This window comes from Streptomyces zaehneri, assembly GCF_032248645.1.
Lineage (GTDB): Bacteria > Actinomycetota > Actinomycetes > Streptomycetales > Streptomycetaceae > Streptomyces > Streptomyces coriariae.
This window is the reverse complement of sequence record NZ_JASTTJ010000010.1, coordinates 292038-303618: the sequence shown is the minus strand read 5'-3', so window position 1 is coordinate 303618 and position 11581 is coordinate 292038. Positions and strand designations below refer to the sequence as shown.

General features: G+C 70.8%; 8 protein-coding genes and 1 pseudogene. 5 read left to right on the top strand and 4 right to left on the bottom strand.

The features are described 5' to 3' along the window. The first annotated feature begins 452 nt into the window (after positions 1 to 452). Together QQM72_RS19485 and ptsP are read left to right on the top strand one after the other, a co-directional pair. Positions 453 to 902 carry a PTS sugar transporter subunit IIA gene (locus QQM72_RS19485; protein ID WP_314222122.1) on the top strand — a complete coding sequence of 150 codons (450 nt, stop codon included), beginning with the start codon at positions 453 to 455 and terminating at the stop codon, positions 900 to 902. A gap of 79 nt (positions 903 to 981) precedes the next feature. Further along, the gene (gene ptsP, locus QQM72_RS19480) at positions 982 to 2652 is read left to right on the top strand and encodes a phosphoenolpyruvate--protein phosphotransferase (RefSeq protein ID WP_314222138.1); all 1671 of its coding nucleotides are present in this window, start codon (positions 982 to 984) and stop codon (positions 2650 to 2652) included. Between the two features lie 94 nt (positions 2653 to 2746). On the opposite strand, the gene QQM72_RS19475 is transcribed toward ptsP, so the two are convergent. Both QQM72_RS19475 and QQM72_RS19470 read right to left on the bottom strand, forming a co-directional pair. After that, positions 2747 to 3640 carry a hypothetical protein gene (locus QQM72_RS19475; protein WP_314222121.1) on the bottom strand — a complete coding sequence of 298 codons (894 nt, stop codon included), beginning with the start codon at positions 3638 to 3640 and terminating at the stop codon, positions 2747 to 2749. 256 nt (positions 3641 to 3896) lie between these two features. Beyond that, on the bottom strand, positions 3897 to 5873 hold the full coding sequence (locus QQM72_RS19470; RefSeq protein WP_314222120.1) for an acetoacetate--CoA ligase: 1977 nt from the start codon (positions 5871 to 5873) through the stop codon (positions 3897 to 3899). A gap of 214 nt (positions 5874 to 6087) precedes the next feature. Between QQM72_RS19470 and QQM72_RS19465 the strand changes: the two genes are divergently transcribed. Next, positions 6088 to 8454 (top strand): glycoside hydrolase family 31 protein, encoded by a 2367-nt coding sequence (locus QQM72_RS19465; protein WP_314222119.1) that lies wholly within the window; start codon positions 6088 to 6090, stop codon positions 8452 to 8454. 2 nt (positions 8455 to 8456) lie between these two features. On the opposite strand, the gene QQM72_RS19460 is transcribed toward QQM72_RS19465, so the two are convergent. Together QQM72_RS19460 and QQM72_RS19455 are read right to left on the bottom strand one after the other, a co-directional pair. Next, positions 8457 to 8993, bottom strand: coding sequence for an NUDIX domain-containing protein (locus QQM72_RS19460; protein ID WP_314222118.1), 537 nt, complete (start codon positions 8991 to 8993; stop codon positions 8457 to 8459). A 47-nt stretch (positions 8994 to 9040) separates the two neighbouring features. Next, a pseudogene (locus QQM72_RS19455) lies at positions 9041 to 9268 on the bottom strand (M15 family metallopeptidase); the annotation flags it as partial. A 76-nt stretch (positions 9269 to 9344) separates the two neighbouring features. Between QQM72_RS19455 and QQM72_RS19450 the strand changes: the two are divergent. Then, the gene (locus QQM72_RS19450) at positions 9345 to 9767 is read left to right on the top strand and encodes a Zn-ribbon domain-containing OB-fold protein (protein WP_314222137.1); all 423 of its coding nucleotides are present in this window, start codon (positions 9345 to 9347) and stop codon (positions 9765 to 9767) included. After that, a complete protein-coding gene (locus QQM72_RS19445; RefSeq protein ID WP_314222136.1) occupies positions 9767 to 10957 on the top strand; it encodes a lipid-transfer protein in 1191 nt (396 codons plus the stop codon). Before QQM72_RS19450 ends, QQM72_RS19445 begins: the two co-directional genes overlap by 1 nt. Positions 10958 to 11581 lie beyond the last annotated feature (624 nt).

Below are 11581 nucleotides of genomic sequence, written 5' to 3'. Positions count from 1 at the left end.
CCGGGGACGGGGTATCAACATATCTGGCGTTGATTTTTGGCACGCTGTTGAGTTCTCAAGGAACGGACGCTTCCTTTGTACTCACCCGAGAGACTCTCTCAGGCTTTCCTCCGGGCGCTTCCCTTCGGTCTTGCGTTTCCGACTCTATCAGGGTTTTTCCGGCCCCCTGACCACCGTTCCGCAGACATGCAGAAGATGATCCAGAGATAGGATCTGACAAGTTGGATGCTGCTCGGTAAGCACGCTTGATCGCGTCACTCACCCTCAAGCAGGAGTACGACTGTACACGGGGCCACGGAGACGCTGCAAATCGACTACGCTAGTGGTCTAGACCACGGATCGGGTGCTCTCGTGCGGAACCGGTACTTCATATGACATACCCTGCTGCACAGTGCGCCGACCTGGACAAGCAGTGACGGCCCATATACATCTCCACCCCTGGGAGGCTTCCCATGACCACCGTGACGTCCCCTCTAGCAGGACGCGCCATCGGGCTGGCGGCCGTGCCGGACCCGGTCTTCTCCGGGGCCATGGTCGGCCCGGGCACGGCGATCGACCCGGTGCGTGAGCCTTCCGAGGCCGTCGCACCCGTGGACGGAGTCATCGTCTCCCTCCATCCGCACGCCTTCGTCGTCGTCGACTCCGAGGGACATGGGGTACTCACCCATCTCGGGATCGACACCGTGCAGCTCAACGGCGAGGGCTTCGAGCTTCTGGTGAACAAGGGCGACACCGTGACGCGCGGGCAGAGCATCGTGCGATGGAACCCGGCGGCGGTCGAGGAGGCAGGCAAGTCTCCGGTGTGCCCGGTCGTCGCCCTGGAGGCCACGGCCGACTCGCTCGGCGAACTCCGTGAAGACGGCGATGTCAAAGCCGGCGACGCTCTCTTTTCCTGGCAGTAGTACTGACGCCGTCAAACCGACGGCACGCAGGTCAACCACCGCGGCGGCGGGACCCGCCGCACTATCGGAGACGGGTGAGATGGAGACAACGCTGCGAGGCGTCGGCGTGAGTCACGGTGTGGCGATCGGCGAGGTTCGGCACATGGGTACGGCGGTGCTCGAACCGCCCGCCAAGCAGATCCCGGCGGAAGACGCGGAGCGCGAACAGGGGCGCGCCCGCAAGGCCGTGGAGGCTGTGGCAGCCGATCTGACGGCGCGCGGCAATCTGGCGGGGGGTGAAGCCCAGGCGGTGCTCGAGGCGCAGGCCATGATGGCCCAGGACCCCGAACTGATGGTCGACGTGGACCGGCGTATCGCCGTCGGCAGCACGGCCGAGCGTGCCGTGTACGACGCGTTTGCCGCCTACCGTGAATTGCTGGCGGGAGCCGGCGACTACCTCGCCGGTCGTGTGGCCGACCTCGACGATGTGCGGAATCGTATCGTCGCCCGTCTGCTGGGCGTCCCGATGCCCGGTGTCCCGGACAGTGACGAGCCCTATGTGCTGGTGGCCCGGGACCTGGCGCCGGCCGACACCGCGCTGCTGGACCCTACCCTCGTGCTCGGCTTCGTCACCGAGGAGGGCGGGCCGACGAGTCACAGCGCCATCCTCGCGCGGGCGCTCGGCGTGCCGGCCGTGGTGGCCCTGCCGGGTGCCGGTGAGCTCGCCGAGGGGACGGTGATCGCCGTGGACGGCAGCACCGGCGACGTCTTCGTGAACCCCAGCGACGAGAAGAAGGCCCAGCTCGAGGCATCGGCCGCTGAGCGCAAGGCGGCGCTGTCCGCCTCGACCGGCCCGGGTGCCACCGCCGACGGTCACAAGGTGCCGCTGCTGGCCAACGTAGGAGGCCCTGCCGACGTGCCGGCCGCCGTGGAGGCCGGTGCGGAGGGTGTGGGGCTCTTCCGTACCGAGTTCCTCTTCCTCGACGACAGCAAGAGCGCGCCGTCCGAGGAGAAGCAGGTCGAGGCCTACCGACAGGTGCTCGAGGCGTTCCCCGAGGGGCGGGTCGTCGTGCGTGTGCTGGATGCGGGCGCCGACAAGCCGCTGGACTTCCTCACGCCGGCCGACGAGCCCAATCCGGCGCTCGGCGTGCGCGGTCTTCGGACCCTCCTGGACCACCCCGACGTCCTGCGGACCCAGCTGACCGCGTTGGCGAAAGCCGCCGAGGGGCTGCCCGTCTACCTCGAGGTCATGGCGCCGATGGTGGCGGACCGTGCCGACGCGAAGGCGTTCGCGGACGCCTGTCGTGAGGCGGGGCTGCGGGCGAAGTTCGGCGCGATGGTGGAGATCCCGTCCGCCGCTCTGCGGGCTCGTTCGATCCTGCAAGAGGTGGAGTTCCTTTCGCTGGGTACGAACGACCTCGCGCAGTACACCTTCGCCGCCGACCGGCAGGTGGGTGCGGTGTCCCGGCTGCAGGACCCTTGGCAGCCCGCGCTGCTGGACCTCGTGGCTCTGTCCGCCGAGGCGGCACGGGCCGAGGGCAAGAGCTGCGGTGTCTGTGGCGAGGCCGCGTCCGATCCGCTGCTCGCGTGTGTGCTGACGGGTCTGGGAGTCACCTCTCTCTCCATGGGGGCGGCGTCGATTCCTTACGTCCGGACCGCGCTGGCGAAGTACACGCTGGCGCAGTGTGAGCGTGCCGCGGCTGCCGCGCGTGCGGCGGACAGCGCCGAGGAAGCGCGCGGCGCGGCGCAGGCCGTGTTGTCCGGCGAGTAGTCGGTTCCGGCCGGCGACCGGCCGGTGGGCAGGGGCGCTCCGCCTTCGGGTGGAGCGCCCCTGCTGTGTGTGGGGCCTGGTTCTTCCCTTGCGGTCAGTGGCTGTGGCCCGGTGTCCTCCCCTCCGGGCCGAGCTCCGGCGGGAAGCAGTAGTCCACGTTGGACTCGGGTGCGATGAGGTCGCCGGACTCCACGTCGGTGCAGTAGGCGTCGAAGACCTCACCTGCGGTCAGGGGTTCGAGGCCGTCGCCGCGCAGGCGCCAGCCGTAGATCCGGTCCGCGGTGTCGTGGGCTGTGGTGCGCATGACCAGGCCGCCAGGGCTCCGGGTGGCGAGGCCCAGGGCGAGGACGGTGGTGAACTCGAGCGCTTCGGCCTCGTCGAGGTGTGTGGCGCCTTCGGCCTCCTCGTCCGCGTGCAGGACGGCGACCAGTGTCTCGGGTGTGCCGGTCACGCTGCACACGAGGTGTCGGTAGCCGGGGGGCGCCGTGTCGAGGATGCGGGCGACGAGGTTCGATGCGCGGGTGAAGGCGGCGCGGCCGATGTCCTCGCCGCAGGTCGCGCAGGCGCCGAGACGGGCGAGCAGGGTGGCCGCGTACTCCCAGGTCGCCTGGCGTACGGCTTCGTCGACGAGGGCGGGCAGGAGATCGGAGAGGGGCTGGCCCTCGTAGGGGATGGTCGGGCCCGTGGTCGCGAGCTCGGCCGTGAAGCGGGTGCGGTTGGCGGGGATGTCGGGGTCGAGTCCCCTGCCGGTGCAGTACTCGGCGTACTCCTGGGGATCGAAGAGGGTCACGGTGGTGTGGGTGCCTTGCATGGCGCGTGTCTTGAGAAGGTCTTCGACCTGTTGGAGGTAGACGGCGTGATCGTCGAACGCGAAGGTGCGGTAGCGCCGCATTGCACGGAAGTCGTGTTCGTCGGTGAGCAGGCCGATGGTGCCGGCGATCTCACGGCGCAGGACGCGTCGCATGGTCCGGTGGTCGGTGTGTGCCATTTTTCCCCCTGAGTGCACAGTCGATCAATGCTCACTCACAGTAACCGACGGCACCGACAACGGGACTTGCCCGATCGGGTCAAGGGACTGGAGAGGAAGGAACATGCAGGTCACAGGGCTTCACGGGCGCGGGAGAGGGAGCCGCGAGAGCCGATGACGATCATGGCGGTGACGGCGGGTGGCGCGGGGTGGCGCTCGATGTCGGTAGGCCTCGGACTTCGGGGTGGTATCGGGTGAGTCCGAGGCCTCCGGTGGCTCAGGCCCGCTTGTGGGCGAGGTCCTCGTAGAAGTGCAGGAGGTCGAGGTTGTCGATGGAGCCCGGGTTGACCGCCTTTTCCAGTGGAGTGCCCTGGAGGAGTCGTTTGACCGGGACCTCGATGCGTTTGCCGGTGAGGGTGTGCGGGACTCCGGGTACCTCGATGACCTCGTCGGGAACGTGGCGCGGCGAGAGCTGTTCGCGGATGGCCTGCTTGATACGGCCGAGGAGGGCCTCGTCGAGTGCGGCTCCCGGGGCGAGGTGCACGAAGAGGGGCATCCAGTAGCCGCCATCGGGTTGCTCGATCCCGATGACCAGGGATTCCTTGATCTCGGGGAGCCGTTCGACGACCTCGTAGATGTCGGCGGAGCCCATGCGTACGCCCTGGCGGTTGAGCGTGGAGTCGGAGCGGCCGTGGATGACGACCGAACCGCGTGAGGTGACGGTGATCCAGTCGCCGTGGCGCCACACTCCGGGGTAGGTGTCGAAGTAGCTGTCGTGGTAGCGGCTGCCGTCGGGGTCGTTCCAGAACCGGACCGGCATGGACGGCATGGGGTTGGTGACGACGAGTTCGCCCACCTCGTCGATCACGGGGTGGCCGTTCGCGTCCCAGGACTGCAGGTCGGTGCCGAGGCCGGGTGCCTGGAGTTCGCCGGTGTGGACCGGGAGCGTCGGGACTGCCCCGGCGAAGCAGGAGCACACGTCCGTGCCACCGCTGACGGAGGCGATCCACAGGTCGCCCCGGCTCGCCGCGAACTCGTCGTGCAGCCAGCGGAAGCCGTCGGGCGGGAGCGGGGATCCCGTGGTGGCGACGCACTGGACCTTGGAGAGGTCGAAGTCGCGGGCGGGGTGCACGCCCGCCTTGCGGCAGGCCATGACGTACGCGGCGGAGGTGCCGTAGAGGGTGGCGCCGGTGCGTTCGGCGATCCGCCACTGTGCGCCGGTGTCGGGATAGCCGGGGCTGCCGTCGTAGAGGACGATCGTCGTGCCGGTGAGCAGGCCGGAGACGAGGAAGTTCCACATCATCCAGCCGGTCGAGGTGTACCAGAAGAAGCGGTCCTCGGAGCCCAGGTCGCAGTGCAGGCCGAGCTGCTTGAGGTGTTCGACCAGAATGCCGCCCTGCGACTGGACGATGGCCTTGGGCAGGCCGGTCGTGCCGGAGGAGTAGAGCACCCAGAGAGGGTGGTCGAAGGGGACGGGTTCAAAGACGGGTGCCTCGTCCGCGGCCGTCAGGGCCGACCATTCCAGGGCTCCCCTGGGCGGTTCCGTGCCCAGCAGGGGGATGTGGACGACGGCGCGCAGGGTCGGCAGTTCGGCGCGGAGTTCGGCGACGACGTCACGACGGTCGTGCTCCTTGCCGCCGTAGCGGTAGCCGTCGACCGTGAAAAGGACGACGGGTTCGACCTGCTGGAAGCGGTCGAGGACGCTGCGGGCGCCGAAGTCGGGGGCGCAGGAGGTCCAGACACCGCCCACGGCGGCCGTCGCGAGGAAGGCCACGACGGCCTGCGGGATGTTCGGGAGGTAGCCGCTGACCCGGTCACCGGGGCGGACGCCGAGGGCACGCAGTTCACCGGCCAGCGAACCGACCTGGCGGCGCAGCTCGGACCAGGTCACCGGGCTCGGTTCATGGGTCTCGTCGACGCACAGCAGGGCCGGTTCGGCCGGGCGGGTGGCGGCCGCGCGCAGCGCGTGCTCGGCGTAGTTCAGCGTCGCACCCTGGAACCACTGGGCGCCGGGCATGGAGCGGTCGCCCAGCACGCGCGCGTAGGGCGTCGAGAACCGTACGTCGAACCATTCCGTGACGGCTTTCCAGAACGTCTCGAGCTCGTCCACGGACCAGCGGTGCAGTGCCGGATATCCGCCTTCGGACGGGGCTCCGTGCTGGTCGGCCGCCCAGGCCTGGAACTTCGTGACCTGGGCCTGGGCGATGCGCTGCGGGTCGGGCCGCCAGAGCGGCTCGGGGTTCACGGTCGTCATGGGGCGGCTCCCGGGCTGTGCGCGTCGTGTGCGTCGCCCGCGCACGAGCTGGGGTGGTGCGCGTGACGCGGCTGACACGGACGATGCCATGTGATCGACTTCTGCACCAGGGTGGGCTCCCCACAGTCCGTCTCGTGGAGATGTGGCCTCACCACAGGTGAACGGCAGTTGAACGACCCGCGCGCGTGAGGCGGTCAGTGACAGGGTGAACAGCATGGACGGTCGTGACCTGGTGCGTTCGATGAAGGCGGTCGGTTCCGCGGGAGCTGCCCAGGGTCTGCGCACGGTGCGGGCCGCCTGGCGCAGGAACCGTGCCGACGCCGCCGGGTTGCCGGTGCGGGGCCCCGAGCGCGCGCGGGTGCCGGGTGTGGTGCAGGAGGCGGAGCCGGCGCCCGGTGGTGGGACGCTCCGGTTCAGTCGCTCCGAGCTGAAGATCCGCGTCGCCGTGAGCGGCGCGGTGTTCTGGGGTTGGGACGGTGCCGAGCCCGAGCCGTCGTACGCGCTGGCCGGCCGCTGTCCGGAGCCGGATCCCCGAGCGGTTCTGGAGCCCGACAAGGACGGCGGATGGCGCGTGATCGCCGAGCGGGTGACGGTCGTGGTCTCACGGCACGGTGCCATCGACGTGTGCACGCCCGGTGGCGTGATGCTGCGGCGTGAGCTGCCGCCCCGGTGGTGGGAACCGGAGGAGGGTGGCCCGGCGCGCTGGATGCTGCGTTCCGAGGTGGCGGCCGACGCGCGCTTCTTCGGCCTTGGGGGGCGGGCGTCCGGTCCGCGGCTGCGCGACGGGACGTACCGGCTGTGGAACACGGACCCGGGACGCGCGTACGGGCGGGGGGACGATCCGCTCCCCCTCACGATGCCGGTGCAGCTGGTGGTGGCCGACGCGGGCACTCACCTGGTGTTCCACGACACCTCGTGGGACGGCACGGTCACGCTGCGGGAGGGCAAGGAGGGGGCGGGCTCCGGGCACGACCGGTCGGGGGCGTGCGAGGTGCGGATGGAGGGCGGTCCGTTGCGTTGCTGGGTGGTGGTGGGCACCCCCGCGCGCGTGCTGCTCGCCTGGGTCGCGCTCACCGGGGCGCCCGCGCTGCCGCCCATGTGGGCGCTGGGTCATCAGCTCGCGGGCCGAGGACTCGGGAGCGAGGAGGAGGTGCGCCGGACCGTGGCGGGCCATCAGGAGCACGGTCTGCCGCTCGATGCCGTCCACCTGGGCATCGACCACTACGACGAGCACCAGGTGTTCACCGTGGACCAGGAGCGCTTCCCGAAACTGGCGGTGCTCTCCGAGGAGCTGCGTCGGGACGGGATACGTCTGGTGTCGGTCGTCGGGCCGGCGGTCAAGGCCACGCCGGGCAACGCCGTGTACGACGACGGGGTGGCCGAGGACGCGTTCGTGCGGGGCGCTTCGGGCCGGCTCGTCAAGGCGGTGGCCCCGCCCGGGGAGGCCGTTTTCCCGGACTTCACGCACGCGCGCGTGCGGCAGTGGTGGGGAGGTCTCCACGCGGAGCGGATCGCGCAGGGCTTCGCCGGCTTCTGGCACGACATGGACGAACCGACGGTGTTCGCCGCCTTCGGGGAGGCGACGTTGCCCCGGTCGGCCCGGCACTCCCTGGAGGGACGCGGGGGTGACCATCGCGAGGCCCACAACGTGTACGGCCTGTGCATGGCGTCGGCGGCCTACGAGGGGGTGCGGGATGTGGTTCCGGACCAGCGTCCCTTCGTCTTCTCGCGATCCGGCTGGGCGGGCGTGCAGCGCTACGGCGGCACCTGGTCCGGGGGCGCCGCCGCGGACTGGCAGGGGTTGCGGGCGTCACTGTCGCTGGTGCTGGGGCTCGGGCTGTGCGGCGTTCCGTATGCGGGCCCGGACACGGGCGGTTTCGACGGCGCTGCGTCGCCGGAACTGTATCTGCGCCGGCTCCAGCTGGGGGCGTACCTGCCGCTGTTCCGCACACACACGAGCGCGCGGGCGGGGCAGCGGGAGCCGTGGGAGTTCGGTCCCGAGGTGCTGGAGCACGCGCGGGTGGCGCTCGTCGAGCGTCGGCGGCTGCTGCCGTACTTCGTGACGCTGGCGCATCTGGCCCGGCGTACCGGGGCCCCTTATGTGCGTCCGGTGTGGTGGGGGGCGCCCGGCAACCGCGCGTTGCGGGACTGCGAGGACGCCTTCCTGCTGGGTGACTGCCTCCTGGTGGCGCCGGTGCTCGGCCCCGGCGGCGACCGGCGAGCGGTGCAGTTGCCTCGGGGGCGCTGGTACGACACGGCGACCGGGCGGGCGTACCAGGGGCCGGGGCAGGTGCTCGTGGATGCCCCCCTGTCACGTGTCCCGGTTCTCGCGCGCGCGGGTGCCGTCATACCGGTGCGCGGAGACGACGGCCGACTGGAGTTGGAGGTGTGGGCGCCCGTGCGGGGGCGGACGGGTGGCGGTGTGGTCGTGCGGGACGCGGGCGACGGCTGGGAGGAGACGGAGGTCGAACGGTATGTCGCCCGCTGGGAGGGGCCGCGGGTCGTCGTCGAGCGGGAGGGTGAGGACGGCGTGCGTGTGCCGACCCACCCGGTGCGGGTACGCGGGCTCGACGAGCGCTGAGCTCAGATGTAGCGGCCCTCGAAGAACCCCCGCACGGCGAGTGTGTGCAGAGGGAAGGCGAGCTCCTCCTGCCCGCGCAGAAGGTGCCAGCCCTCGGTCTCGTCCGTGGGGGCGGTCGCCGGGAGACGGTCCGCGGGACGCTCCGGCAGCAGCCCGAACAGCAGCAGGTGGCCGTCGGGAGAGCTCATGGCGTCGGCCAGCCGCACGTCACGAGGGGCTGCTTCGATGCCGGTCTCTTCCATGAGTTCGCGTACGACGGCCTGGCGCCAGTCCTCGCGGTCGTCGATGTAGCCGCCGGGCAGGGCGATGCCCCCGCGCGCGGGGGCGATGGTTCGGGTGATGACGACCAGGGCGGTGCCCTTCGTGTCGTACACGGGCTGGAGCGCGACGGCGACCGGCAGCGGGTTGCGGTAGGTCACGCCGGCGCAGGCCGGACAGGTGCGGGGCCAGCCGGTGACGCCCTCCCCGTAGGGCGCTCCGCAACTCGAACAGTGGGAGTCGCGTGCGGAGTTCGAAGTGGAATGCAGATTTTCGGACACGCGGCGGAGCGTATCCGATCTTGGGGAGGGCGTCGTACGGAGGCGGCTCAATATCTGTGGGCGAGCGATCGGGCGGACACGGGGAAGTCGAAGTAGGTGTCGGGGTAGGGCTCGGGCTTGAAGGTGTAGTGCCACCACTCCTCGGCGAGATTCACGAAGCCGAGGTTTTCCAGAGTGCCCTTCAGGAGCGCCCGGTTGGCGCGCTGCTGCCCCTGGATGCGGGGGTCCAGGGTGTGGGCCAAGGTGTCGAAGCAGTCGAAGCCGGTGCCCATTTCACCACGCCCGTGACACACTTCTGACGATCCGTCAGACACAGCGTCAGGAGGGGCCATGTCACGCACACGCACACCCGTGGTCACGGGCTGGTTCGTCGGGGACGGAAACGACTTCAGGCTGCTCGGCACACGCTGCTCGGGATGCCGGTCGGTCTTCTTCCCTCGGGAGGACACACGCTGCCGCAACCCGGGCTGCGGGGGCGGCGATCTGACGGAGGTCCCGCTGTCGCGGCGGGGGCGCGTCTGGTCGTACACGGACAGCCGGTACCGTCCTCCGTCACCCTATGTGACCGATCCGGAACTTCCGTGGGAGCCGTACGCGTTGATCGCTGTGGAGCTGGAGTCCGAGCGGATCGTGGTGCTGGGACAGGCGGTTCCCGGGGTCACCGTCGCAGATCTGACGGTGGGCATGGAGATGGAGGTCGTCCCGGGCGTGCTCGACGAGGACGCGGAGACGACCTGGACGACCTGGCGATGGCGGCCGACGGGGGTGGCGTGATGACGGCGGAGGTGGCGGTGCTCGGCGCCGGGATGCATCCGTGGGGCAAGTGGGGGCGAAGCTTCGTCGAGTACGGCGTGAAGGCGGCGCGCGCGGCCCTGGCGGACGCCGGTGTGGACTGGCGGGACGTCGGTTCGATCGTGGGCGCGGACACGGTGCGTGGCGGCTATCCGGGATATGTGGCCGGGGCGACGTTCGCCAAGGCCCTGGGGTGGCAGGGCACCCGCGTCGCGAGCGTCTACGCGGCCTGCGCGTCGGGCGCTCAGGCGATCGACACGGCCCGGGCCCAGATCCTCGCGGGCCTGGCGGACGTGGCGCTCGTGGTGGGGGCCGACGCCGCCCCCAAGGGCTTCTTCCGGCCTGCGGGCGGGGACCGGCCGGACGACCCGGACTGGCTGCGGTTCCGGGTGCTCGGCGCGACCAACCCGACGTACTTCGGGCTGTACGCGCGCAGGCGCATGGCCGTGCACGGGGACACGCCGGAGGACTTCGCGCAGGTCAAGGTGAAGAACGCCGCCATGGGCGCGCTGAACCCGAACGCGCGCTACCGGAAACGGGTGACGGCGGAGGAGGTCGCCGCCTCCGCCGTGGTCGCCGATCCACTGCGGCTGCTGGACATCTGCGCGACGTCGGACGGCGGGGCCGCGCTGGTGCTGTCCAGCATGGAGTTCGCCCGACGGCACGGGGCGGCGGAGCCGGTGCGCATCAGGGCGGTGTCCACCGTGACGCCCCGGTACCCCAACACGGTGCTGGACCTGCCGGACATCGCCACCGATTCCGCTGTGGGGGTGGAGCCGGGCCGGGAACCGTTCCGGGCTTCGATCGCCCGCGCCGCCTACGAAGAGGCCGGCGTCGGGCCCGAGGACCTGTCCCTAGCCGAGGTCTACGACCTCTCCACCGCACTGGAGTTGCAGTGGTACGAGGATCTGGGGCTGTGCGGCGAGGGCGAGGCCGCCAAGTTGCTGCGGGAGGGCGTGACGGCGCCGGGCGGCCGTACACCGGTGAACCCGAGCGGTGGACTCGCCTCCTTCGGAGAGGCGGTACCCGCGCAGGCGATCGCCCAGGTCTGCGAGGTCACCTGGCAGTTGCGGGGGCAGGCCGGCGAGCGCCAGATCCCGGACGCGCGCGTGGCCATCACGGCGAACCAGGGGCTGTTCGGGCATGGTTCGGCGGTGGTCGCGGTGCGCTGAGGAGGACCCGACGTCTCCGTGTCACCTGTCCCGCTCAGCCTCTCGGATCCGGCGCGGGTCGCAGCCGATGGCTCTTGCGGGGACGGCAGCGGCCGGGGCGGAGCCGGCGGGCGGGCTGACCTGACGTCAGCGACCGCACGGGCGGCCGAACCCGGGGCGGCCGTCACGAGACGACGACCCTCCGGTGGGCTCGGCGACGTCCGTGCGCCCTCCCGGGGTCCGGGTCGGGTCAGGGTCGAGTTCAGGTCGAGTTCGGGTTCGGGTAGGGATCAGGGCAGAGGGCCGGCATCAGCTGGACGGTTGCGGCGCTTCGGGGTGTCGGGCCGATGACCGGCGCCCAGCACGTCAGGGGGCGGGCCCGTCTCCCGCGTCTCCAACCGTTGCCGTCGGCCTCCTTGACGCTCCCTGGGTGCCGGTGAACACTTCCCGGTGTCAGCCGACATCGCCGTACATTCTCGGCGTATCCAGGCACGCGCCACGCGGGCTCCGATGCAAGGCCCACTCCCCCGGGGGCGATTCGGCCACGACGGCACGCTCGTCACGGACGCCGGGCGGGGCGCGGGTTCTCCCTGCCTCGGCTTCGGCAGTCACGGGAACCGCACCCTGTACGGAGCACCGGGGTCG